General features: G+C 68.6%; 19 protein-coding genes. 1 reads left to right on the top strand and 18 read right to left on the bottom strand.

The genetic code is table 11. From position 1 onward, the window contains the following. Window positions 1–80: 80 nt before the first annotated feature. Window positions 81–1,523: a S41 family peptidase gene (locus tag AB0937_RS37510; RefSeq protein ID WP_366718534.1), complete on the top strand. Its 1,443-nt coding sequence runs from the start codon at window positions 81–83 to the stop codon at window positions 1,521–1,523. 57 nt (window positions 1,524–1,580) lie between these two features. Here AB0937_RS37510 and AB0937_RS37515 read toward each other — a convergent pair whose 3' ends face one another. From AB0937_RS37515 to AB0937_RS37600, 18 genes are all read right to left on the bottom strand, one after another. Continuing rightward, window positions 1,581–2,837, bottom strand: coding sequence for a DUF1015 domain-containing protein (locus tag AB0937_RS37515; protein ID WP_366718536.1), 1,257 nt, complete (start codon window positions 2,835–2,837; stop codon window positions 1,581–1,583). Window positions 2,838–2,900: 63 nt separating this feature from the next. Continuing rightward, a complete protein-coding gene (locus AB0937_RS37520; protein WP_366718538.1) occupies window positions 2,901–4,340 on the bottom strand; it encodes an amidase family protein in 1,440 nt (479 codons plus the stop codon). A gap of 16 nt (window positions 4,341–4,356) precedes the next feature. Then, window positions 4,357–5,250: an alpha/beta fold hydrolase gene (locus AB0937_RS37525; RefSeq protein WP_366718574.1), complete on the bottom strand. Its 894-nt coding sequence runs from the start codon at window positions 5,248–5,250 to the stop codon at window positions 4,357–4,359. Window positions 5,251–5,293: 43 nt separating this feature from the next. After that, window positions 5,294–7,282 (bottom strand): BTAD domain-containing putative transcriptional regulator, encoded by a 1,989-nt coding sequence (locus AB0937_RS37530; RefSeq protein ID WP_366718540.1) that lies wholly within the window; start codon window positions 7,280–7,282, stop codon window positions 5,294–5,296. A 742-nt stretch (window positions 7,283–8,024) separates the two neighbouring features. After that, window positions 8,025–8,798, bottom strand: coding sequence for a class I SAM-dependent methyltransferase (locus AB0937_RS37535; RefSeq protein WP_366718542.1), 774 nt, complete (start codon window positions 8,796–8,798; stop codon window positions 8,025–8,027). Window positions 8,799–8,868: 70 nt separating this feature from the next. Continuing rightward, window positions 8,869–10,194: an acyltransferase gene (locus AB0937_RS37540; RefSeq protein ID WP_366718543.1), complete on the bottom strand. Its 1,326-nt coding sequence runs from the start codon at window positions 10,192–10,194 to the stop codon at window positions 8,869–8,871. Further along, window positions 10,187–11,182 carry an alpha/beta hydrolase gene (locus tag AB0937_RS37545; protein WP_366718545.1) on the bottom strand — a complete coding sequence of 332 codons (996 nt, stop codon included), beginning with the start codon at window positions 11,180–11,182 and terminating at the stop codon, window positions 10,187–10,189. The genes AB0937_RS37540 and AB0937_RS37545 overlap by 8 nt, the downstream gene beginning before the upstream one ends. Window positions 11,183–11,320: 138 nt before the next feature. After that, complete coding sequence (locus AB0937_RS37550; protein WP_366718547.1) at window positions 11,321–12,538, bottom strand: sensor domain-containing protein; 1,218 nt, start codon at window positions 12,536–12,538, stop codon at window positions 11,321–11,323. Beyond that, window positions 12,535–13,872, bottom strand: coding sequence for an FtsX-like permease family protein (locus AB0937_RS37555; RefSeq protein ID WP_366718549.1), 1,338 nt, complete (start codon window positions 13,870–13,872; stop codon window positions 12,535–12,537). The genes AB0937_RS37550 and AB0937_RS37555 overlap by 4 nt, the downstream gene beginning before the upstream one ends. Further along, window positions 13,866–14,633 carry an ABC transporter ATP-binding protein gene (locus AB0937_RS37560; protein WP_366718576.1) on the bottom strand — a complete coding sequence of 256 codons (768 nt, stop codon included), beginning with the start codon at window positions 14,631–14,633 and terminating at the stop codon, window positions 13,866–13,868. The genes AB0937_RS37555 and AB0937_RS37560 overlap by 7 nt, the downstream gene beginning before the upstream one ends. A gap of 112 nt (window positions 14,634–14,745) precedes the next feature. Beyond that, the gene (locus AB0937_RS37565; RefSeq protein ID WP_366718551.1) at window positions 14,746–15,393 is read right to left on the bottom strand and encodes a response regulator transcription factor; all 648 of its coding nucleotides are present in this window, start codon (window positions 15,391–15,393) and stop codon (window positions 14,746–14,748) included. A gap of 45 nt (window positions 15,394–15,438) precedes the next feature. Continuing rightward, on the bottom strand, window positions 15,439–16,422 hold the full coding sequence (locus AB0937_RS37570; RefSeq protein WP_366718553.1) for a TauD/TfdA family dioxygenase: 984 nt from the start codon (window positions 16,420–16,422) through the stop codon (window positions 15,439–15,441). After that, window positions 16,422–17,432, bottom strand: a complete 1,011-nt coding sequence (sbnA, locus tag AB0937_RS37575) for a 2,3-diaminopropionate biosynthesis protein SbnA (protein WP_366718555.1) — start codon at window positions 17,430–17,432, stop codon at window positions 16,422–16,424. Before sbnA ends, AB0937_RS37570 begins: the two co-directional genes overlap by 1 nt. Window positions 17,433–17,460: 28 nt before the next feature. Further along, window positions 17,461–18,492: a 2,3-diaminopropionate biosynthesis protein SbnB gene (sbnB, locus tag AB0937_RS37580; protein ID WP_366718557.1), complete on the bottom strand. Its 1,032-nt coding sequence runs from the start codon at window positions 18,490–18,492 to the stop codon at window positions 17,461–17,463. A gap of 15 nt (window positions 18,493–18,507) precedes the next feature. Next, entirely contained in the window at window positions 18,508–19,419 is a 912-nt protein-coding gene (locus tag AB0937_RS37585) for a TauD/TfdA family dioxygenase (RefSeq protein ID WP_366718578.1), read from the bottom strand. A 68-nt stretch (window positions 19,420–19,487) separates the two neighbouring features. Beyond that, complete coding sequence (locus AB0937_RS37590) at window positions 19,488–22,544, bottom strand: amino acid adenylation domain-containing protein (protein ID WP_366718559.1); 3,057 nt, start codon at window positions 22,542–22,544, stop codon at window positions 19,488–19,490. A 101-nt stretch (window positions 22,545–22,645) separates the two neighbouring features. Then, window positions 22,646–23,473 carry an ABC transporter permease gene (locus AB0937_RS37595; RefSeq protein ID WP_366718561.1) on the bottom strand — a complete coding sequence of 276 codons (828 nt, stop codon included), beginning with the start codon at window positions 23,471–23,473 and terminating at the stop codon, window positions 22,646–22,648. Then, the gene (locus AB0937_RS37600; RefSeq protein ID WP_366718562.1) at window positions 23,470–24,402 is read right to left on the bottom strand and encodes an ATP-binding cassette domain-containing protein; all 933 of its coding nucleotides are present in this window, start codon (window positions 24,400–24,402) and stop codon (window positions 23,470–23,472) included. Before AB0937_RS37600 ends, AB0937_RS37595 begins: the two co-directional genes overlap by 4 nt. Window positions 24,403–24,406: the final 4 nt, after the last annotated feature.

The following is a 24,406-nucleotide window of genomic DNA, read 5'->3' on the forward strand; positions in this document are numbered from 1 at the left end:
GCCGAGTTCGGATTCCCGAACTCGGCCACGGGTGCACACCCCATAGTGTCGGCAGTCGTGCTCTCCGTAACGTACGAGTCATGCACCTCACGGTCCGTCGCAGGCGCGTGCCGTTCCGCGCCGTCGCACTCGTCCTCGCCGCCGCTGCCCTGCCCACGATGACCTGTGGCACCGGGACGCTCGGGAACGCGGCGTCTGCGAACCCGTCGTTGCAGGGACTATGGCAGAGCACCGGATACGGCACCGTCGTCTCGGTCCGCGGACACCACCTTCGCACCTACGAGACGACACGCGTCAGTTGCCTGCCCGGCAGCCTGGAAGCCGAGCAGAGCGGCTCGTCCCGGGCAGGCGGCGCCCTGGATTTCACGCCGGCCGACAGCGAGCAGGCCGGGCGCATCACGCTGGCTCCGGACACCGGTGACAACAGCGACGTCATCAGGCTTCGCTTCGCGGACAACGCGGGGTTCCGCACCCTGCACCGCATCCACGAGCTTCCCGCGAGGTGCGGTCGAAGGCCGCCGACGGACCCTCGCTCCGTCTTCGACACCTTCTGGCAGACGTACGCGGAGAACTACCCCTCATTCACAGCCAAGGGCATCGACTGGACCGCCGTACGTGACCACTACCGCCCCGCCGTCACCGCCGACACCACCGATGCCGAACTGTTCGGCATCCTCAAACGCATGATCGAGCCACTGCATGACGCCCACACCGCGATCGCCTCGGGCAGGCATCAGCACTTCACGGGCCATCAAGCAGGCACGAAGGCGCCCACGTCCGACACCGTCACGAGGATCGAGAAGGCGACGACCGCGAGCGTCGGCACGCCCCAACGACGCTGGGGGCGGGGCGCCATCGGCTACGCCGACCTGCCCCACCGCATCGGCTATCTGCGCATCACCCGTTTCTCCGGCTTCACCGAGAACGGCGACCACGCAAGGGACCGGGCCGAACTCGACAAGGCCCTCGACGCCGTCTTCACCGAAGCGCGCACCCGTGGCCCCCGGGCGCTGCGCGCACTCGTCATCGATCTGCGTTTCAACGGCGGCGGCTCCGACGCTCTCGGGCTGCGCATCGCCTCCCGACTCACCGCCCACCCGTACACCGCCTACACGAAGCGAGCCCGCGACAACACCGTGGGTGCGGAACGGTTCACCTCGGCCCAGCCGATCGGGGTGAGCCCGCGGTCAGGCGGTCCGGTCTACACCGGCCCGCTCGCCGTGCTCACCGGCCGCCTGACCGTCAGCGCGGGCGAGACCTTCACCCAGGCCCTCATGAACCGCACCCCGGCCCCCGTCCGCATCGGTGAGAACACCCAAGGAGCTCTCTCCGACACCATGGACCGTGTCCTGCCCAATGGCTGGTCCTTCACCCTGCCCAATGAGAAGTACCTCGCCTCGATGGGCGAGGCTTTCGACGGGGCCGGTATCCCTCCCACCATCCGCGTGCCCGTTTTCACCGATGCCGATTTCGCGGCCCGCCGCGACAGCGCACTCACCCGGGCGCGCGAACTTCTCGGCTGAGGCAGGCGTGCGCGTCCGGACTGTGCGCCGCATGCTTCGTCCACCTGACGCGCCCGCCTACTCGGGAGGAAGGCACATGTCTTCCAGGCTGTACAAGATCAGGCCGGAGGCAGGCTTCGGGCCGAAGGAGGTCGACTTCCGCGGCATCGTGATGCCTCTGCGCGCCAGGTCGTGAACTACTTCTTCGCGTACCGGATGCATCAGCACAGCGGTCGCGTCATGAAGCTCCGCCTGTTCGACCGCCGACTCCGCGTCGTGGAGGTACGCGATGGAGTCGGCATCGTCGGGGATGCACCACACCTGGGCCAGGAGGGTTTCGTGCAGCACCGCGGCATCCAGGGCGCGCCACTGCGCCGGACGATCCTGTCTCAGCGTACGGGCGAGAAGCGCTGGGTCCGGGCTGTCGAGGAGGTGATAGGAACCATCGCCGGCGAGAAGGAAGGCGTTGCCGGTGGAGGCGGCTTCCTCCAGGGCCGCCATGGCCTGGGCAAGGGACGTGTCCAGGCGTCGGACGCGGAAGGAGTTTCCCACCGCGTCCAGCGCCTCGGAGACCGGAAGCCGATGCAGGAGCCGGTGGATCGCGTTGACCTGAAGGGGGTACAGCGCCGTGTCCACGAGGAGGACAAGCCCGTAGTCCCAAGGGCTGGGCGTCACGGCCTGCTCCCGCTGCAGCCGTAGGTACGTGGCCCATCGGTGGTGGCCGTCGGCGATGAGAGCCTGATGGCCGGCGATGTGATCGGCCACTTCGCCGACATCGGTCTGGTCGGTGATCGACCACAGGCGATGCTGGAAGCCGTCCTCCGTGGTGGTGACCAGCAGGGGAGGACGGGCTGTCGCTCGCTCGACGACGGACGTGGCTCCCGTCGGTCCGGCAGTGCCCCGGTAGCTGAGCAGCAGTGGTTCGAGGTGGGCGGCGGTGGCCCGCACCAGGGCCGCCCGTTCCTCCAGGACGTGCACGATGACGTCCTCGTGGGGAAGGACGATGCCTTCCTCGGGTGGAGAGAGCGCCAGGGCCCCGATCACGCCGCGCTGCACGAAGTCGCCACGCGATTGCTCGTAGACATACAGGGCTGGTTCGGCGTCGGAGGCGAGGATGCCTTCGGCGAGCCACGCACGCAGCGTCCCTGATGCCTGCCGTCGGCGGCCCTCAGCCGTGTCAGCCTGCGGGAGGATCAGCCGGACGATGTGGTGCGGATGCGCGCAGGCTCGCTCGTCACCGCGGACCACGCCGTCGAGCGGTGGCGAGATCACGGCTTCCAGGCCGCCGACTTCCTCCGGGACATAGCGAACTCCGCGCAGCGGGAGCAGCCTCAAGCCGCGGGTCCATGGCGGCGGTGCGGGGTCGTCCTTTCCGGGAAGGAGATCAAGCACGGTCGTTCACCGTGCGCCGGTGAGGTCGCCGGGCGGGCGGCGGGACGGTCTCGTTTGCTCGAAGACGTGCGCCAGGCGGAACAGAACGGGTTCGCTGAACGCTCTTCCCGTGAAGGTGACACCGACGGGCAGGCCCTCCGTCCAGCCCGCCGGCACACTGATTGCGGGGTAGCCGGCCAGACCGGGCGCGAGTGCGGCTCCGTGCGGCTCGGGATCGCCCTCGACGACGTCGATCGGCCACGGCGGCGGGCAGGTGGGCATGACCAGCGCGTCGAGTCGGTGCTCGTCCATGACGGCGTCGATGCCTTCCGCTCGCGCCTTTCGCCGCACGGTGGCCAGCGCGTCGCGGTAGCCCGGGTCGTCCAGGTCCGGGGTGTGCGCGGCCAGCATCTCCAGGATGTCCTGCTCGTACAGCTCCAGCTCGACCGCGGCGTTCGCCCGGTTGGCCTCCACCAGGGCGGCGATGCTACGCGGGTGGCTGCCGGGTGTCCGGGCAAGGTACTGCCCCAGGCCGTGGGCGGTCTCGTTCACCACGACGCAGCCGAAGGACGGGTCGGTGGTGAGCTCGTCCGCCCCGGGAATGTCCGTCCCCTCGACGATGACCGCGCCGGCCCGGCTCAGGGCTTCCAGAGCGGACTCGGCAACCGCGTCGGCCGCTTCGCTGTAGCCGAAGAACATCTTGCGAGGCACACCGACGCGCACACCGCGCAGATCCGTGGCGCCGAGGAAGCTCACATAGTCAAGCGCGGGCACGCCGTCCGTTGCCGGGTCCAGCGGGTCGGGCCCGGCGATCACGGAGAGCACTTCCGCGGCGTCGGCGACCGAACGCGTCAGGGGTCCGATCGAGTCGAAGCTGGGGATGCCGGGGATCATGCCCGCCCGACTGGTGAGTCCGGTGGTCGGCTTCACTCCGACCAGGCAGTTCGCGGCGGCGGGCCCCAGGATCGACCCGATGGTCTCGGTGCCGAGCGCCACCGCGCACAGGTTCGCCGAGGCGCCCACCGCTGAGCCCGAACTCGACCCGTGTGGCGATCGCGTCAGGTCGTACGGATTGCGCGTCTGGCCACCCCGGGCGCTCCAGCCCGCGGGCCCGAGAATCCACGAAGTCTTGTTCGCCTTGCCGAGCAGCACGGCTCCGGCGGCTCGCAGCCGAGCCACGACGGTGGCGTCGCGTTCTGGCCGGGACCCGAGCATGACCGTCGAGCCGCTGGTGGTGTGCATGCGATCGGCGGTGTCCAGGTTGTCCTTGAGGAGGACGGGGATGCCGTGCAGCGGACCGCGGATCGGGCCGGCGTCAAGCCGGGCGGCCTCTGCCTCGGCGTCCGGATTGACCTCGATGACCGCGCACAGTTCGTCATTGAAACGCTGGATGCGGTCCAGGTACCAGCGGGTCAACTCGAGGGCGGTGAGACTCCCGTCGCCGAGCGCCTTCCGCAGTCGCGCCACTGTCGCTTCGGCCAGATCAAGCACGGGACACCGCCGGCAGCGAGGAGAGCTCACGCAGCAGTGCTGCCTCGTGGTCGGCCAGGTAGAAGTGGCCGCCGGGAAAACGGTGCGCCGTAAAGGGGCCTGTGCTGACCTCGGCCCAGGCGTCGACGTCGTGCGCCCGGGTATCGGCATCATCCTCGCCGTAGCAGGCGTGCACCGGGCAGTCGAGCAGGTTCGGACGGCCCGGGCGGTAGGTCCGTACGAGTGTGAAATCCGCCCGGATCGGCGGCAGGACGAGATCACGCAGCTCGGGGTCCTCGAAAAGCTGGGCGTCGTATCCGCCCAGCCGTTTGACCTCCTCGACGAGCACGTCGTCGCTGAACTCACCGCTGTGGTCGCCTCGGCGGGCCGAGCCGGGGCGCGCCGAATTCCTCCGGGAGGGCGGCACTTGGCCCGAGACGATCAACGCACGCACCGGCATCCGCTGCGCCACCTCGTACGCGATCCACGCGCCCATGCTGTGCCCGAACAGGACGAGCGGCCGGTCGAGCAGTGGCGTGAGTGCCTCCGTGACCGCCGCGACCATCGGCTCCATCCGATCGACGGAAGGTTCGGTCACACGGTCCTGACGCCCTGGATAGCGCACCGCGACCACCTCGACGTCGGACGGCAGCGCGGCAGGCCAGGTACGGAAGGCGCTCGGGCCGCCGCCGGCATGCGCGAAGCAGACCAGTCGGACCCGGGGCTGTTCCACCGGTCGGTATCTCCGCAACCAGGTGTTGGCCTGTTGAGCGGCAATCATGGTACGCCTCCGAAGAAGTGTTCGAGTGGGAGGTCGCGGCGTGGCCCGGACGCCCCCGCCGCTCATGAAGACCGGCGTCGCGGTCTGACCGCGGTGTCCGCCGCGCACGGAGGCGCGCCGGACCATCACCGTGGAAACCTGCCGAGTCGCGGGCTCGGCGAGAGGGCGGTCAGTCGACCATACGAAGGGCCGGTATCGCCCTGCTATCGGCCGGGCACTTCACGTGGGAGGAAGCGGCTGCCAGCACTCGGTCGCACGCCGCCTTCCGGACGGGTGCGGCCACCTCCGTATGAGCCGTCTCCTCCGCGTGCAGAGCATGCAGCGTGGGCAGACGGTAGCGGAACCAGCCGTCCGGGCCGGTGTCGGCCACTTCGAGCAACGTGGCGTCCACCAACTCCTCGAGCAGCCGCTGTGCGGCCATCGATCCGACATCGAGCAGGGCTTGGGCCTCCCAGACGGCTATGCACTCGCCATTGATGAGACCGAGCCGGGCGTACAGGCCGGCAGCCGCGGGCGACAGCGTCCGGTACACGCTGTCCAGGACCTGACGGAGAACGGGGGCACCCGTGCTGAGTTCCTCCAGGCGGTGCCGGCGATCGCCGAGCCGTGTCAACAGATGCGGAAAACGCCAGTGGGGCTTGGCGACGAGGCGTGCGGCCGCCGCGGACAGGGCCAGCGGCAAGTGGTCGCACAGCGAGGCGATGCGGTGCGCGGCGGCCGTGTCCTCTTCGGCCCGTCCGTCGTCCACCAGCGTGCCGAGCAGCGTCACGGAGTCCGCCGGGGTCAGTTCTTGCAGGCTCAGCCGGACCTGTGCCGCGGTCGCGAGTACGCGTCGGCTCGTCATCAGGACGCAGCACCTCCCCGCCTTGGGGAGGAAATCATGGGCGATGCTGTCATCGGGCACCCCATCGAGGATGACCAGAGCCCGCAGCTGCCCGATCTGCCGGTGGAACTCCTTGAGCCGGTCCTGGTAGTTGCGAGGTATCTCGGTATCCGACATGCCAAGGGCGCGCAGGAGGGCGGCAGGGGCGTCGGGGGTGCCGGTCCGTTCGAAGTCGACGTAGAGCTGCCCATCGGGAAACGCGTGGGCCGCTCTGCGTGCCCAGTGCAGCACAAGGGCGGTCTTGCCGATTCCGGGGCGACCCACCACCAGGCCCACGGACGATATGCCTTCGCGGGCCCGGCGAAGCAAGGCGTCGAGGGATTGGACATCGCCCTCCCGGCCTATGAACTCCGCTGCACCCAAGGGAAGTTGCGGCAAGGCAGCATGAGCGTTCAGCGATCCGGTCATGTCTGTGGGCGGCATCAGGTCGGAGGCCTCCTGAAGGATGGCCGTGTGCAGATCCTGAAGGACACTGCCGGGTTCGAGGCCGATCTCCTCGCGGAAGACGCGCTGCGCCTGACGGAAGAGAGCAAGAGCCTCGGACCGGTGGCCCGAACGGTAGTGGGCGAGCATGAGCGCGGCTCGCGCCTGCTCCCACAACGGCCGGTCGCGCACGAGGGTCGTCAGCTCGGAGATGACCTCACGATGCCGGCCGAGCTGCAGTTGCAGGGTTGCGTACTGCTCGTAGGCGGTGAGCCTCCGGTGATCCAGGAGTTCCGCCTCCGTCTCCAGGACGGCGCTGGACATGTCGGTCAGAACTGGTCCCCGCCACAGCGCGAGCGCCTGTCCGAGCCGGTCGGTGGCAGCGCCGACGTCCCCGTGACGTGCAAGCGTCTGCGCCGCGTCCACTCCGGCCGCGAACTCCATCGAGTCGATGTGATGTCCGGCCGAGCGCAACAGGTATCCGGGCGCGGAAGTGTCGATCAGCTCCCCTGTGTACCCAGCGGCCCGGAACGCCTTGCGCAGGCTGGCGACGCAGATGGCGATCTGAGTGCGGCATGTGGTCGGCGGCCGCCCGTTCCAGACGGCTTCGACCAGTTGATCGATCGATACGACCCGGTCCGGCGCGAGGAGCAGCATCGCCAGCACGATTCGCTGCCGGGGCCCGCCGATCTCGACCTTTCGCGGCCCCACCCACGCTTCCAGCGCGCCGAGGACCTGGAACGAGATGCTCGGCTCGGCCCGTTGGGCGCTTCTCTGCCGCGCCCGTACACGCGACGGCAATACCTCCGTTTTCGACCGTATCGTCAATGAAGCTGCAGCCACATTATGCACTACTAAAAGTCCCCGTTAAATTACCGAGCTCGAGCTGGTCTTGCTCAAGCTTGATGAATCACACACCTCCGCAAGCCGAAGAGAGCGCCGGACCAGTCCGGCGGCCACGCCGTTCCACCCTCTTCGACCGCTTCCACCCGGCGTCAGAGCGGATCAACAGGAAGAAACCATAACGCTTTCACCTGCTACACATGAAGGATGATGCGGCGGGGCCACCAGGCGTTCCCGAGAATCTCCGGAAGGGCGATTCTTCTGCCGCATTTCCCAGCCACTCCCCTATCTCGCCCGCCCGCTCGAGGCCGCCCCTCACCTGCACCGTCAGGACAACATCCATACCGGAGGGGGTAGTTCAGCATCACAACCTACTCCCACCGGTCGACCTGGTCGGCAGGGAGCAGCCCAAACCTTCGTGATCTTGGTCTCACGCTCCCCCTTCTCGCCGCCGCAGGTCTTTGCAGTTCACGGGCCCGACATTTTCAGTCCACTTCAAGGGCCGCCCGCCCCGGTGACCGTTGCGGCTACCACACGCCCTGGGCACCGGGGAACAAGGAAACGAGGTTCCGGCCGGGCGGCGCGCCCACTTCCGGGTGCGCCCGCCACCGAGACCCAACCACAACGGCACTGCTCGGACAAGTCATTCCACTCCACCGGCCGACTTTCGCACCCTACCCGAATCCGACCAACAGGAAAAAAATAGACCGGACGTCTCCTATCCCTCTTCGGCGACAAATCCGCGGTGTCATCAAAGAGTGAAGAACACCATCGGATTGTGACGACTCTCGCGAACAGGAGTGTCAAGCCGCAATTTCTTCTTCGTCTCGCTGAGGCGCTCGATGACTTCGGGAGCCTTCGCGGCCGAGGGGGTGAAAAAGCTCTTGTTCTTCCCGGCGAGCCACTTTATGAGAACCGAACCCTCGCTGATCGGCTTCGGCCGGCGACCGTGGAATACATCGTGCACACTGGTCGGGGTACCGGGGCGAACCATCGGGAAAACGTTCTCCACGTACCAGCGACCAAATCGAGCACCGTGGTCGGCGTCGATGAAGAGATAGTCCGCGCTGCCGACGACGTCTCCGAGCGTCTCCCGAACATCACCCTTGGTGAATGTCCAGCGGTTGGCAGAAAGATCAGCCGGAACATTACCGACCACGTGGTCGACGATGTCGAACGAATACAGGTGCCCCACGCCGTTGTCTCGCAAAGCACTGAGAATCCACATGGTGGACCAGCCGTAGAACGTGCCGATCTCGACCACCGTCTCAGGCCGGTACTCGCGCAGCAGCAGGTAGGTGATCTCCGCCTCGTAGTCGTCGAGTTGAGCCTTCATCGACTTGCCGCGCTGCCGAAGGAAGTCTCGCTGCTGATCCCTGACGGCACGCAGGTCGTCCTGGTACTTCTCATAGAGTTCTGAAACTGCTTGCACCGTGAGGTCTCGAAGTGAATGCACGGCACTACGCACTGAAGTCGCGTCAGCACTGCTGTCCACTGAGCCCTGAATATTGTTCGAGATGGTCATTAAATCCTCCTGATGCACGCTGCAGCGAATGGAAGTCCAGGAATGCTTGAAACCCTAGGCAAGTGCGGCATTATTCGATTATCGGCCGAATATCGACGGGTCGCCGAGCAGCCTTTTCCACGTCTTTGAAAGCCGCCCAGAAGACAACAAGAACGCATATGAAAACAGGAATCCAGAAAAGACGGAGAACCACCCAGTACGGGTCTTCCGGCGCCGTGTGGAGTCCGGGCCAGCGTTGTCCGAACCCGAGGGAGAACACGGTGGCGGCGAGCATGGACGTCTGGTGCCAGAGGAAGATCGTCATGGCCGAAAGGTTCAGCAACGCCACGGCCGCCCAGCAGAACTGTCCCGCGGTGGCACGTGCCCCTGCCGCGTAGGGCGCGCAGGCGGAGAGCGGCACAGCCGGCTCCGTCGGCTGTCCGGTCAGCCGGCGGAGCGGGCCGCACAACAGCAGTCCGAGACCGCACTGGGCCAGACCGAAGCAGACAGCCGCGAGGCTCGGCGGGTTGAGGTTGGACAGGACCGCCCCGGGAACGCCGACCATGCTGGCCGGATAGTCACACCACAGCACCAGGCCGGTCAGGCCGGCCGCACCACAGACGAGCATGCCGACCGCGTACCTGCGGCGGGCCAGGCCGCCTGCCGCCCAGAACACCCCCAGGGCGTAGGGCACCAGCCAGCCGGTGAAGACGTTCAGCCATCGCAGCGAACCGACCCATGCAAGGTCGCCGGCCAGCCCGCGGACCAGATCCGTGGCCATGACCAGCGCGATGGCCACCAGCACCAGCCGGCCCGCACCACACCGCCTGATGAGCGGAGTGGCCGCCGTGATCACCACGTAGACGCAGAGGAACCAGAGCGGGGACACCGCGAGCCGCAGCAGGGTACGGATCGTCTCGAACGCCACACCTTCAACCGCCAGCCCGATCAGCACCAGCAGCCACACACCCAGCAGAGCCGAGGCCGGACGCACCAACTGGCGTAGGCGCTGGGCCAACCAGGTCCGGTAGCGGGTCCCGGTCGCCACCGCGGAGGAGTAGCTCCGGGATCCGACCCGGCCGCCGACGAAGAAGAACAGAGCGAGCGGCTGCAACAGCCACGTCACCGGCGTGAGAGCCGGCATGTGGCGCAGGGGGCTGTCACCGGCCAGATGACCGCCTGCCCGTAACACCACCGCGCTCACCAGCCAGTGGCCGAGCACCACACCGAGGATGGAGTAGGCACGCAGGACATCGACCGCACGGTCGCGGGAAACCGGAGTTGCCGCATCGATACGCAGCACGGCTCGGTGCAGTCGCTGCACCGGAGTCAGCCGGACAGGCTGTACCGGTGCCAGGTCGCCCCAGACCACCGGAGCGGGGCGCTCGTTTCCCGTACTGACCCGTACATCAGCCACGGGACACCTGCCGGCCTCGGCCCAGGCCGATCAGCGCGATGCTTCGGAGCGAAAGGCTGCCCGGACGCAGGTAGTCGCCGTGCCGGCTCTCGCCGACAGGGAGCCGCCGGGCGCCGAACTCCACGGACGCCGGGTCCGGGCCGAACCCCACTGTCTCGCCGAACAAGCCGTACTGGGCGTGCGGCACGTGCGAGATCCAGTCCCTGCTGCCTCGCCCCGCCCACACCGGGATGCCGGCGCCCAATTCAACGGCCGACTCGACACCCATCCCCGGGCTGCCGAAGACTGCGAGACCCGTCAGCGTGGAGGGCGCGGACCGATTCATGCCGCGCACCGCGTCCCCGCACACCACGGACCCGTACGAATGGCACAACAGAGCCACGGAGGCATCGGGGTTGATTCCCTGTAGCCGGTCGATCTGGCGGCGGAGCAACTGCCCGCCCTCCTGCGCTCGTTCCTGGGTCACGGTGTCACGGCTCTTGGTGCGAGGCGCCCGGTATCCGTACCACCCGATGACGGCAACCCGCGTGTGCGGTGCGAGGGCTCGCATCTGCGCGTACAGCGCCCGGCTGCCGCCGGCCACCGAGCCGTGCCGGGAGCCGAGGTGGTCGAAGGTGTCGACGGTGGTGTCCGAGCCCGGAACCAGAAGGGCGATCCGCCGCGCGTGCGCCAGGTCTCCGAGAACCTCCACCGCCCGGCCGTCACCCTCGGCGGAGACCTCCAGGAAGTCGCGGTCGGGGGAGGCGAGATCGCCCAGGGCCCGGGCCCGCTCACCATCGCCCATCCGGCGTGCCGCATCGGCTGCGCGGGCGAGGTGCCTTCGGTTCTCGCCGTAGAGCTCGGGCAGTTCTTTCGCCGTGACGGCCACATGCCGGGGCGCGGCCGGCAGGTCGAGCACCGCGTTCGCAGTGGCGGCCGTGACGGACGCAACGATGCATCCGGCGACAGTGGCTATCAGCATTCCGAGTCTGATCCGCGCAGCGCGCATGGACAGCTCTCCTTCCTCTGGGCATGGGCCGGCGCGAAGCGTCGGACCGGGGGGAAAGCGGCGTCGAGGACGCCGTGGTGTTGAGGCGGGGTGAATCGGGCCGCGGCGAGACGTGCGCGGCCCGTCGTGCGCGGAAGGTCAGATCCGGACCGGCATCTCAAGCACGACGGTGGTCGGGCCCGCGGGCGGGCTGTCGAGACCGAGGGTGCCGTCGACCGCCGTCAGCCGTTCTCTCAGACCCGACAGGCCGCTGCCCGCACCGATCCTGGCTCCCCCGCCGCCGTCGTCCCGGACCTGGATCCGCAGCACGTTCCCGACGACACGGGCATCCACCGACGCCTTTGTCGCCCCGCTGTGCTTGGCGACGTTGGTGAGCAGCTCGGCGACACAGAAGTACGCCACCCGCTCGATCACCGGGTCCGGCCGCTGTGACATCTCCACCCGCAGATCCACGGGTACTCCGGCCTGGCCGGTCAACTGCGGCAGCGCGTCGGCGAGTCCCCGGTCGAGCGCGGCGGGGTTGATCCCGTCGATGAGACGCCTGAGTTCCGCAATGGCCGTGTCGGTCTGGGTGCGGGCCCGGGCGATGAGGGCGCCGGTACGGCCGGTGGACGATTCGCCTTCCAGAGTGTCGGTGGCCAACGACAGCGTCATGGCGATCGCGACCAGCTGGGCTTGCGTACCGTCGTGCAGGTCGCGCTCGACCTGTCTCAGGTCGCGAGTGCCCTCGGTGAACGCGACGCTGCGCGCCCGTTCCAGGGTCTTGACCCGCAGTTGGGAGGTGCTGGGACCGAGCAGCTTCCGGCCCAGCTGCCGGTGCAGCCGCATCATCGTGCGAGCCGCCACCGGGGCGAAGACCAGGACGATCAAGCCGCCCAGGACCGAAACAGCCGCCAGCCAGAGCTCCTGGCTTCCGATCACCGCCCATACGATCGACCACACACCGAAGGCGGGCAGCGCGAACGTCACCACGAAGGCGATCAGGTCGAGTGGGAGCCGCAGCATCAGGTAGAGCACGCTGCGCCAGGCGGTCACATCACTCAGATTGCTCCGGATCCAGCCCAGCGCGCCGGATGCCACCGCCGGTGGCACGGGGGGATCGATGTCCTCACCGAGCAGTGTTCTCATCAACCGGGCATGAGCCCGGCCGAGGTGGCGGGCCCCCCACAGCCCGAGCGCGAGTACCGGCAGCCCGATCACGGTCAGCGAGAGCAAGCCGCCGACGTAGAGGACCGCGAGGACGTAGACCATGCCCAAGAGGGAGAGCGGCACTCCGGTGATGGCGAAGACGATCGCTCCCGCCCGCGGCGTCCGTCGTCCGTCGCGGGCCTCGTCCGCAACGCGGGGCGCGGTCACTGCGCGGCCACAGCGGTGACCGCCGGCTCCGAGGTGGCCCGCGCACCGGTGAACAGGATCGTCAGCACAGTCAGCGCCACAGGTCCCAGCACCAGAGGGGCATACGTGTGGAACGCGATCGTGGGAAGCAACTCGCCCGTCGCCGCCCTCGCGAACGCCATGCTCATGGGCGCGGCGACCAGAATTCCGAGCACCACTCCGGCCAGGGCGGTCAGTGTCGCCTCCGTGCCGAGCATGCGCATCAGCTGACGCCGGGTCGCGCCGGTCAGGGCGAGCAGCGCGTACTCGCGCCGTCGCGCCGTGGTCAGTGAGGCGAGGGTGTTCACCGTGGCCACCGCTCCGAAGCCGGCCAGCATGGCGAGTTCCACCCCGCGGAGCCAGATGTCGCTCTCGGCATAGGCGCCGGGCGGAGCAACCTCCTCAAGGGTGCCGCTGACCGAGGCGAATGTGGTCGAGAGTCCGACCAGCAGCGCGATCGGCACCACCGCGGAAGACAAACGGTAGGCGTGCCCGCGCAGGTTGTCGGCGGCGAGAGCACCCCCGGCGTCTCCCCTGTGCCTGCGGCCCATCAGCCTGAACGGCACACCGAGCAGCACGATGGACAGCCGTGCCAGCAAGGGCCCGAGCAGTCCGGCAGCGACCAGGAAGAGCAGCGATCCGAGCAGCGCCAGTTGTGCGGACTTGTCGGCCGGTTGCCCGGAGGTGAACACCACGAGGGGCACCGAGCCCGCGATCACGAGCAGACCGGCAATGCCTCGAAGCCAGCCCATCTTCGTCTGCTCGGCCGTCTGCGCGAGCGCAGTGGACGGCCTGCCGCGGACGATCCGGCGTGCGGCGATCTTCGACGCACCGACTCCGACCAGCAGTGTCACCACCGTAGCGATCATCAGAGGCCAGGGAGCCCACACCGGGGCCGCGTCCGCCGGGACGATGTCCCTGGCGGCAAGCTCTTCCAGGAACCGGTCGGCACCCCACGATCCGAGCAACCACGCCGGCGGTGAGACGAAGAGGGTCAGCCAGAGCACCTGGCACCTGATCAGGCGCTTGATCTGGGCCGGCGTCGCCCCGCTCGAACGCAGCAGAGCCATGTCCCGGGCCTGCCCGCGCACGGAGAACGAGAGCGTGTTGGTGACCGTGAACAGCGCCATCAGCATGGCGATCTCGCCGAACGCCCCGCCGATCATTCCGAGCCGCGAGCCTGTGTGGCCACCGATCGCCGTGGCGATGAGGGATCCGAACATGGTGATCACGGCGACAGCCATCAGGAGGGCCGTGGCCGGTCCCGCGAACAGGGAGGGCCTGACCCGCAGCAGTCCGAGGGCGAGCCTCAGCATGCGAGCTCACTCAGCTTCTCGGAGATCTGCGCGGCGGACGGGCGTGTCAGTTCGTCGACCAGGACGCCATCGGCGAGAACGACCACGCGGTCCGCGAAACTCGCCGCGACCGGATCGTGCGTGACCATGACGCATGTGCGGCCTTCGTTCTCGACGCCCTCACGCAGGAGCCACAGCACCTCGCGCCCGGTCGCACGGTCGAGCGCGCCGGTCGGCTCATCGGCGAACAGGACGCGCGGCCGGGCGAACAATGCACGTGCCACGGCAACGCGTTGCTGCTGGCCACCGGAGAGACGGCCGGGCCGTTCCTTCCTCCGGTCGGCAAGACCCACCCGCTCGAGGCATTCGGTGACCGCTGCCCAATCCACCCGGTCGCCCGCCAGCCGAGAGGTCAGGGCGACGTTCTGCTCGACCGTCATGGCAGGCATCAGGTTGTACGACTGGAAGATGAATCCCGCCTCTGCGCGCCGCAGCTGAGCCAGGCGGCGTTCGGGCAGCGCGGTGATCTCGGTCGTGCCCCAGTGGACTGTTCCGGACGTCTGCCGGTCCATGCCCGCCACGCACTGCAGCAGAGTCGACTTGCCCGATCCGGACGGGCCCATCACCGCGGTGAAGGTGCCCGGCGCGAAGCCGATGTCCACCCCGCGCAGCGCGTGAACCGCGGCACGGCCACGGCCGTACGAGCGGTGCAGGTTCTGCGCGTGAATTCCCAGACCGCTTTCGGTGACTGGGCGGGCTTGGGCCCCGGTGCTCAGTGACATGCCTTCATTCTCGGCAACACGGCTGCTGAGGGCCATCGTGCTACCTCCCGACTACGGGGTTCGGATATCCGCCCCCCTCGCCGGCGTCCATGGCCGCACTCCTGGCCGGAGGTCAGGTCCTGGACTCCTGCAAGTACGCCACAACTGCCTTGACACGGCGGTTGTCCGCAGCCGTAGGAGGAAGATCGAACTTGGCGAAGATGGATGCCGCGTGCTTCTCCACCGCACGTTCGGAAATGACGAGCAGTTCGGCGATGGAGCGGTTCGAGTGGCCCTGGGCCATCAGGTCCAGGGCCACTCGTTCGCGCTCGGTCAGCCGGTCGAGGGGGCGGCTGCCGGTGTTGAGCATGCGGCTGACGATCTCCGGGTCGAGGGCCACCCCGCCGGCCGCGACCCTGCGCAACGCCTCGATGAAGTCGGCGGTGGCCGCGACGCGTTCCTTGAGCAGGTACCCGATGCCCGACGCCTCGCCGGCGAGCAGCCGGGCCGCCAAGGACGGCTCGGCATGCTGGGAGAAGACGAGAACGCCCACATCGGGGTGGTCCGCGCGGAGCTGGACGGCCGCTCGGATGCCCTCGTCCGTGTGGGTGGGCGGCATGCGGATGTCGACCACGGCGACATCCGGGGCGTGCGTGGCCACCGCGGTCAGCAGTCCGTCGGCGTCGTCCACGGTCGCGAGAACTTCACAGCCTCGGGCGGTCAGCAGTTCCACCATGCCCTCACGGAGAATGACCGAGTCCTCGGCGATGACCACTCGCACTGCGCACTCCCTCGTCGACGGCCGATCCCTCGCGCCGGCCTCATTTCATTCAACCAGCACGTAACCGTCGTCCGGACGCTGGCCCCGCGAGCGTCGAAGAGCCGTCAGCGCGAAGGTGCGCTGCAGCCAACGGTCCCGGCCGTCGTAACGAGGGGTGAACGCGGTGCGGCCGTGCGCGGTGACGTGGTTGTCGACGATGACCAGGTCGCCGGGGAGCAGTTGCGACGTCGTCGACACCTGCTCGAAGAGCGCGCCCAGTTCGGTGAGGGCGGTGGCCCCCTCCTCCGTGGTGGCCCGGGTGGCGGCGAAGTCGACGCGCAGATCCGGATCGGTCCACGAGCCACCCAGCACCGGGTGGTGGAACGCCCCCTGGCGACCGGATCCGAAGGACGGTGGAGCCTCGGTGGTGAATTCGGGGAGGCTCAGCGTCTTCCTGGCTGCCGGGCTGAGCAGGTCCAGGACCTCACGGACGCAGGCGGTACGCGTCCCCGCGACACCCTCGTGGTCGGTGCGCAGACACAGCAGCATGACGTAGTCCGGGCGGTGTTCGTGAAACGCGTTCTCCGTGTGGAAGGACAGGAGGACAGATCCCGCGTTTCCCTGGAATTCCTCACTGCCCGGGACGGGCACGACGTCCTGCACCAGGGCTCCGGACTTTTCCTGGAGATACGCGGCGGGGTCGCCGAGGCCACACGCCGCCATGAGGAGGATCGCGGCGGCGACTGAGGATTCCCTCTGGACCGAGTCCGCGGCCGACGGGGTGGGCCGCGATTCCTCGCCCACCGGAAGCCCCCGGATCAACAGGCGTCCGCGGAGGCCGGAGTGGCGGCGGAACCGGCGGATCTCCCGGCGAAGCGTGGCAGGGAGGCTGTCCCAGGCGTCCCTGGCGGCTGCCACGAACTCAGGTGAGTCGACCCGGCCGTCGGCGGCGCGGAGTATCTCCCGTGCGACAGCCTCCACGGTGGCGGCCTCGCCGCCGAGTGTGAAGGCGGCGTCGTCGCGGACACCGTTTTCCAGCAGCTCTGCCATCAGACAACACCTGTGGTGGACATCGTCGGAACTTCCTCGAGCTCTTCGGCTTCGTCGGCGAGCGCTGCTCTGCCGTAGATTTCCTCGACCCAGCCTGTGTGATAGACCGAGTCCAGATATCTGTCGCCCATGTCCGGTGCGACAGCCACGGCGGTGACGTCCGCACCTGGTGCGTACTCGTCGAGCCAGCGCAGGGCGCCGCTGATCACCGTCCCCGTGGATCCTCCGAAGAGGAAGCCGCGTCTGGCCAGTCGTCGGCAGGCTCGTATGGTGTCCACCTCGTGCACGTGGACCACGTCGTCGACGTAGGACCGGTCGAGCAACGGTGGGCGGACACCCGTGCCGAGGCCGGGGATCTGCCGCGGCAGGGCCGGCCCTCCGAAGGTCACCGAGCCGACTGCGTCGACCGCGACGACCTTGACATCAGGACGCTTTTCCTTGAAGTAGCGGGCGCACCCCATGAGCGTGCCGGTAGTGCCCGCACCGATGAAGGCCACGTGCAGGTCGGGGAAGCTCTCGACGATCGCCGGCGCCGTCGCCCAGTAGTGTGCGAGCGCGTTGTTCGGGTTCGCGTACTGATTGAGCCAGACATGGCGGTCGTCCGACTCGCACAGCTCCTTCACCAGGTGCAGCCTCGCGCCGAGAAAGCCGCCGTCAGCCGCAGGTTCCGTAACGGTGTGGACCGTACCGCCCATGGCCTCGATGAGTTGCTTCGTGGCCAGATTGCATCTGCTGTCCGTGACGCAGACGAAGCCGTAGCCCTTGCTGGCGGCGAGAATGCTCAGCGCGACGCCGAGGTTGCCCGACGACGACTCCACCAGAACCGAGCCGGGTCGCAGCACCCCGCCGGCCTCCGCCGCCTCGACCATCGCCCGAGCGGCCTTGAGCTTGATCGAACCCGCGAAGTTGAACCCTTCGCACTTCAGGTAGAGCCTGCGTCCGAAGGTCCGATGGAGGTCGACGAACAGATCGTTTTCGTGGTACTGCTGCGGCTCTGAAATTATTGGCACAGCTCTCTCCCGTTCCGGGCAGTCGCCCCTAGCCGCCGTACCGGTTCATCTCGTGGAAGAAGTCCTCGACCACGTGCAGGTCACCGCTTCGCGACACCTGGTCGTAGACGTGGGCGCTGACCGCCAGGTCGAGCACACCCAGGCCGAACGGGGAGAACACCACCGTGCGATCCGTCGGCACCTCGGAGCGACCCGTCATGACGTCGTAGAGGGTGCCGTCGAGGAAGTCCCTGTTGCCGGAGAGCTGTTCGGCCAGGTGCGGCGACGTGTCGGCCTTCAAGCAGTGCTCGACGTCGTCGACATAGTTGGCCGATTCGAGGATGATCTCCGGTGCCAGATCACGCAGCGAGACATGGAGCACGAGCGGGTGATGGGCGAACAGCCGCGGGTCGGTGACGTGCGGAGCACCCGCCACCGTGGCGAAGACGACCAGGTCGCTGGCGCGGATCAGATCATCCACTGAGTCGTACACGCTCACCCGGCCGTTCTCGTCCGAGCGGTCCAGGTAGTCGGCGAATCCGGCAGCGTGATCGTCGGACAGGTCGTGCACACCGACCTCGTCGAAGCTCCATCCCGTGCCTGCCAGATACGTGTGCAGATAGCGGGCGATCAGACCGGTTCCGACAAAACCCACCCGGGTGGGGCGGGCACGTCCGCGGGTGAGCCGATCGGCGGCCAGTGCGGCTGAGGCGGCCGTCCTGCTCGCGCTGATGATCGAGCTCTCCAGGCAGGCGTACGGATAGCCGGTGCGCGGGTCGTTGAGGATCAGGACGGCGGAAGCACGCGGCAGCCCTGACCCCACGTTCTCCGGGAAACTGGAGATCCACTTGAGTCCGTCCACGGCGTCGTCGCCGCCGAGCGACGCCGGAAGAGCGATGATCCGGGCCGTGGGCCGATCGGGGAATCGGAGGAAGTACGACGGCGGGTTGACCGTCTTCCCCGTGCCGTGCGCGATGTAGGCCGCTTCGACGATCTCTGTGACCAGCTTCTCCTGCCCGCTCAGTGCATGCTGCACCTGCCGGCCGGAGATCACTGCGAAATCTGGGCTGTGCTTGGTCATGTGGCTGCTGAACCTCTATACGGAACGGGTGGTGGGATTCGCCATGGCGACGAGCACCTCGCGGGCTCCGTCGTAGGGCAGCCGGCTGTGCGCCGTGCGGAGGTTGTCGACGAGCATCACGTCGCCCGGGCGCCACGGCTCGGCGACGGTGACGGAGTCGTACACCTTGTTGATGAGCGCGACGACATCCTCGGTGACCTCGCCACCGTCGCCGAAACTCGTGTTGAACGGCAGGCCTTCCGGGCCGTAGACGTCGACCAGGTACTCGCGTACCTCGGGCGCCATCGTCCACTGGTTGAGGAAGGCGATCTGGTTGAACCAGAGCCGCCGGCCGTCGGCAGGATGCTGAAGCACCGCCGGCCGGCGCTGGCTGGTGCGCAGTTCCTCGCCGCGCCACTCGAAGGAAATGTCGTTGGCCGCGCAGTACCTCTCGACCTCGGAGCGATCGGTGGTGCCGAACGCCTCCGACCACGGAACACCGATGTCCTCGTTGTAGCTGCGGGTGAGCAGCCACCCCTCCCGCTCGAAGCGCTCGACGAGATCGGTGGGCAGCTGCTGCAGGACCCGACCGGCGTCGGCCAGGGCGGTGGCCCCGCCGGCGATGGGTGCGCTGAGGCAGGCGAAGACCATGGTGGCCGGGAACTCGACGGCGTAGCTCAGCTCGTGGTGCATGCACATCGGCTGGTTCGGCGGCCACTTGGAGGATGAGTAGATGCGGTCGTCATACGTCCAGCGGGGCGCGAACGCCTCGCGTTCGGACATCAGGTCGTTGCCCAGGACTTTGAGAACCGCAGCGGCGCCGGCGGCGTCGGTCAGTCCCAGACCGCGCACGAGTACGGCGCCTTGTGAGGCGACGATTCGGTACAGCGCTTCCTGGTGCTGGGCGGCCCAGGCCGCCGGGTCCGACGCGTCGGCAACCGTGACGATGGCCGGACGGCCTTCGGCACAGTGCCCGTCGAGTCCGGCGAAGAGATCCGTATCAGTCGGCGGCACTTTCACACTCGCTCTCGTTGGTGCATGTCGTGGACGGCCCGCACGACGGCGGCGGTCTGCGCCGGCCTGGTGCGGAAGAAGTGGTGACCGCCATCGGGCAGCTCGCGGACCTGAACGGTCCGGGCGATGCCGCGCCAGGCGGGAAGGTCGCCCTCGTGGCCCTGGGTGGCGGGATCGTCGGCTGCGATGACGAGGGTCAGCGGGGCCTCGATGAGCGCGAGCGGGGGGTTCTCCACAGCGTCGGCGAAGAACGTGTTCGCTTCCAGGACGTCGTGCCGGTATGCCGCGCCGACCAGCGCAGCTCGGGTCGTGTCCGTCCCGGCGAGTTCGGCGTAGCCGCTGTCGCCGCTGAGCCGCGCCGCGACCTCCAGGGGCGTGAGCGCTTCGATCTCGGCGCTGGACCTCCGCCGCACGTCAGGGGCTCCGACGAGTTGGGCACCGATCAGGACGGCCCGCACGTCATGGCCCATCTGCTCGAGAAGGCGCGCGGTCACCACGGCCAGGGCCGCCCCGGATGAATGTCCCCACAACAGGATCGGGCCGGCGGCACATCGGTCGATCTCACTCGCCGTGGTCTTGGCGATCTGCTCCAGGGAGACGAACGGCTCGGCTTCGACCGTGAGGTCGTGTCCTGGCAGCTCCACTCCGTGCACGGCCAGCCCGCTGTCCGCCAACTCGCCTGCCAGATGATGGAAGTTGATGGCATTGCCGCCCGCATAGGGGAAGCAGACGAGAGTGCCGGCCGGGGAGGGAGGCAGGAGGAGTGGGTTCAGCACGCCCGTTGCGGAACCTGCCTGCTCGGGCTTGCCGGTCTGGTCGATGAACGCGGCCAGGTCACTCAGTCGCGGGTACCGGGTGAGATCTTTCAGCGACACGGCCCGATCGAGCTTCACGACGAGGCGTACGGCGGAGAGGGAGGTGCCGCCCGAGTCGAAGAAGTGGCTGTCGCGGCCGACCCGTTCGGGCGCCAGGCCGAGCACGGCCGCCCAGGCGTCGGCGATCCGCTGTTCCGTCGGGGTGACCGGCGGCTCCGGGCCGTCCTCGTCCGCCGCAGCGAGCTGCGCCAGCCGCTTCCTGTCGATCTTGCTGTTGGCGGTGAGCGGCAGGGCGTCAAGGCGATGGAAACGGCTCGGCACCATGTACTCCGGCAGCGCGGCTGCCAGCCACGTCCGCAGCTCGTCGACCGGCACGTCGGCGGTGGCGGCGTAGAACGCCGCCAGGCTCTCACCGACGACGACCACGGCGGTGTCACGGATCCCGGCGACGCCGAGCAGCCGGTTCTCGATCTCGCCGAGCTCGATGCGGAAGCCGCGCAGCTTCACCTGTGCGTCGCGGCGGCCCAGGAACTCCAGCTTGCCGTCGGGACGCCAGCGGCCGAAGTCGCCGGAGCGGTAGAGCCGTTCTCCCGGCCGGTGCGGATCGCTGCCGTACGCGGCGGCCGTGCGCTCCGGGTCGTTGATGTAGCCGCGGCCGACGCAGATTCCGGCGAACACGATCTCGCCGGGCGAGCCGAGCGGCACCGGTTCGAGGTCGGGATCGACGACATAGACCCGCACGTTGGCGACGGCCGGCCCGAGGGGGACCCGGTCACCGTGCGGCGGCTCGGTCATGACCTCGTGGTTGGTGTCGTCGGAGGTCTCGGTGAGCCCGTACGCGTTGACGAGCGCGGTGCCGGGGAAGGCGGCGAACCAACGTTCGACGAGCTCCTTCTTGAGCGCCTCACCGGTGGCCGAGAGGCAGCGGATCCGGCCGAGGCCGCCGCCGTGCTCCTCCAGGTGCGACAGCACCACTTCGAGGTAGGAGGGGACCAGCTGGGCCACGTCCGCGCCGCGAACGACCTCCACGAACCTCTCCACGTCGAGGATCGCCTCCTGCGGCACGATGAGTGTCGTGCCGCCGACCAGCAGGGCCGCGACGAGCTGCCAGAGCGAGATGTCGAAGCACTGCGGAGCGACCTGCGCGACGACGTCGTCCTCCCCCACCCCGAGGTCGTCGGTCTTCGCGTAGAGGTGGTTGAGCATTCCCTCGTGCTCGCACATCACCCCCTTGGGCTTACCGGTGGAGCCGGAGGTGAAGTAGACATAGGCCAGCCGGTCGGGGCGGATGTCGATCCCGAGGTCCGTCGAGTCGGCCCCGTCGCTCTCGTCGACGCGGAGCACGGTGACGGACGGGCGGTGGTACAACGCCTCGTCGAGGGTGGCGGTGCTTCCGGGTTCCGTGAGGACGAGGGTGCATCCCGCGCGGTCGAGGGTGGTGCCGATGCGGTCCGCCGGGAAGTGCGGCTCGATCGGCACGTAGACACCGCCGGCCTTGAACACGGCGAGGACGCAGGCCATCCAGTCCAGGTTGCGCTCGGTCACGACGGCAACGGAACTCTCGGCGGTCAGGCCGCGGGCAAGGAGGGTCCGGGCGATCCGGTTCGCGTGGGCGTTCAGTTCGGCGTAAGTGATCCGGCGCTCGCCCATGATCGCGGCGGTCTTCCCGGGGTGCAGGCGCACGCGGTCCTCGAAGAGCTCGTGGAAGCGGCGGTCCGGAAGCTGTCGCGCCGGACCGGCCATGCCGACGAGCTGGAGGTGCCGTTCCTCGGCGGAGAGCAGGCTGCGGCCCTCGTGCGGAGCGTCCGGTTCAGTGGCGATGCGGTGGAGAGCCGTGTGGTGATAGCCGGCGACCCGGGTCGCATGGTCGGCGTCGAAGTCTTCGGTGCGGTACGTCAGCACCAGTTCGCCGCCGGTGACGGACACCCCGAACACCACGCCGTCGGGCAGGGTGCCCGGCGTCCCGCCGGCCACGGTCTCGAAGCCGTGGCGGGGTACCGCGGCCGCGTCGCGGACGCGGTCCACCAGGCCGGCCCAGGTGGTGCCGGCCACCGGCACGAGGTGGGGCACGGGGCCGAAGACCACCTCGTCCTCACCGCTGAGAACGGCGACGACCTTGGCGTGGGCGGCGGACAGTTCTGCCGGTGTCGGTTCGCACGCCAGCGGAATGCCAACGGTCGCCGTGCCCGGTGCCGAACCGATTTTCGCCTGCCACCTCGGAACGGTGGTATGACCGGACCTCATGAGAGGGCTCCTCCACTCGCGGAGTTGGAATGAGATGAATGTATGAGTGAGGGTTTCCCTCCCGTTATCAGGAGGGTTTCCCTCTCGTTATCGATCACATTTCAGCGACGTCGATAGCGGGATATCGCCAGTGGAACCGCAAAGCACATGAGGCCCACGCTCCACAGCACGGTGCCGAGGACAGGGCCGGCGATCGGCCCCCCGGCCAGCAGGTTGCGGCACGCGTCCGTGACCAGGGTCGTGGGGTTGGCCTCGGCGAAGGCCCGCAGCCAGCCCGGCATCGTGCTGGTCGGCACCAGCATGGAGCTGCCGAACTGGAACGGGATCATCCAGAGGAAGCCCACCGACTGCACGGTGTTGGGGCTGCGGAGCGTCAGGCCGATGAAGGCCGACACCCAGGCCAGCGCGGTGCCGTACAGCAGCGTGAGCAGCAAGGCGGCCACCGCGAACAGGAAGTTGGTCTCCACCCGGAAGCCGATGGCGAGCGCGAACAGGAGCATGATGACCTGGCCCAGCAGGAGCCGGCTCATGTCTGCGACGATCCGGCCGGTCAGGACCGCCGAGCGGGCGATGGGCAGGGACCGGAACCGGTCCATCACACCGCTGTCGAAGTCGACGGCGAGCAGATAACCGGTGGAACGGGACGCGAACATGAGCGTCTGCACCATGATGCCCGGCAGGAGGAACTGCCGGTAGTCTCCCGGCCGGTCTCCCCAGATGGCCCCGCCGAAGACGTACAGGAAGATGAGGGTGAAGACCATCGGCATCACCACGGAGTCGAGGAGCTGTCCGGGGTCGCCGCGCAACTGGAGCATGTTGCGCCGGGCGAGGGCCAGCGACTGCCTGACGATGTCCCGCGGCCCGTTCCGGGCGGAGCCGACGAGGGGGGGTACCTCGACGGTCGGCGCGATGTCGGTGGTCGGGGTCACGCGGTGCTCCTGGTCAGTTCGATGAAGGCCTCGTCGAGGCTGGCGACCCGGGTGTCCACGGCCAGGACCTCCACCGCCGAGGCGGTGACGGCCCGCACGGCGCGGGTCAGTTCGTCCGGTTCCACGAGCGGCAGCCGGACCACGCAGGCCTCCTGGTCGATCTGCCCGTCCAGCCCTTCCAGAGCCAGGCTTCCGGCGAGGGCTGCCAGATCCCGGGGGTGGGCGGGCCGTATCTCCAGGGTCCGGCCTCCCACCCGGGCCCGGAGCTCCGCGGCCGTGCCGGCGGCGGTCACCCGTCCCTTGTCCACGACGACCACCGAGTCGGCAAGCGCCTCGGCCTCTTCCATGTACTGGGTGGTGAGCAGGACGGTCGCGCCGGCCTGGGCGCGTTCCTTCACCGTGGCCCACAGCTCGTTGCGGCTGTGCGGGTCCAGTCCGGTGGTCGGCTCGTCGAGGTAGATGAGCCTCGGCTCGCCCATGAGCGATGCGGCGAGGTCGAGACGCCGGCGCATTCCGCCGGAGTACTCGCGGGCGGGCTTGCCTCCCGCTTCGGCGAGCCGGAACCGCTCCAGCATCCCGTTCGCCTCCGACCGGGCCCGCCGGGCGGGCACGCCCAGGAGGCGGGCGATGAGATACAGGTTCTCCCTGCCGGAAATGTTGCCGTCGACCGAGGCGAACTGCCCGGTCAGCGCGATGCAGCGGCGGACCTGATGGGGCTCTTTCGCCACGTCGTACCCGAAGATCCGGGCCCGCCCGGCATCGGGTTGCAGCAGGGTCGCCAGGACACGCACCGTCGTGGTCTTCCCCGCCCCGTTCGGGCCGAGAAGGCCCAGGATCTGACCGGCCGGCACCGCGAGGTCGAGTCCGTCGAGGGCCCGGTGGGCGCCGAAGCGCTTCACCAGGCCCTCGACCTCGATAGCCAGAGTCATGGCT

It is taken from the genome of Streptomyces sp. NPDC047880, from assembly GCF_040706515.1.
Classification (GTDB): domain Bacteria; phylum Actinomycetota; class Actinomycetes; order Streptomycetales; family Streptomycetaceae; genus Streptomyces.

Coding starts and splice junctions, on each gene's coding strand:
- AB0937_RS37510 (WP_366718534.1), top strand. CDS start 81: ATGCACCTCACGGTCCGTCGCAGGCGCGTGCCGTTCCGCGCCGTCGCA.
- AB0937_RS37545 (WP_366718545.1), bottom strand. CDS start 11,182: ATGCGCGCTGCGCGGATCAGACTCGGAATGCTGATAGCCACTGTCGCC.
- AB0937_RS37570 (WP_366718553.1), bottom strand. CDS start 16,422: ATGGCAGAGCTGCTGGAAAACGGTGTCCGCGACGACGCCGCCTTCACA.
- AB0937_RS37590 (WP_366718559.1), bottom strand. CDS start 22,544: ATGAGGTCCGGTCATACCACCGTTCCGAGGTGGCAGGCGAAAATCGGT.
- sbnB (WP_366718557.1), bottom strand. CDS start 18,492: ATGACCAAGCACAGCCCAGATTTCGCAGTGATCTCCGGCCGGCAGGTG.
- AB0937_RS37525 (WP_366718574.1), bottom strand. CDS start 5,250: ATGGTCCGGCGCGCCTCCGTGCGCGGCGGACACCGCGGTCAGACCGCG.
- AB0937_RS37560 (WP_366718576.1), bottom strand. CDS start 14,633: ATGTCACTGAGCACCGGGGCCCAAGCCCGCCCAGTCACCGAAAGCGGT.
- AB0937_RS37600 (WP_366718562.1), bottom strand. CDS start 24,402: ATGACTCTGGCTATCGAGGTCGAGGGCCTGGTGAAGCGCTTCGGCGCC.
- AB0937_RS37535 (WP_366718542.1), bottom strand. CDS start 8,798: ATGACCATCTCGAACAATATTCAGGGCTCAGTGGACAGCAGTGCTGAC.
- AB0937_RS37555 (WP_366718549.1), bottom strand. CDS start 13,872: ATGCTGAGGCTCGCCCTCGGACTGCTGCGGGTCAGGCCCTCCCTGTTC.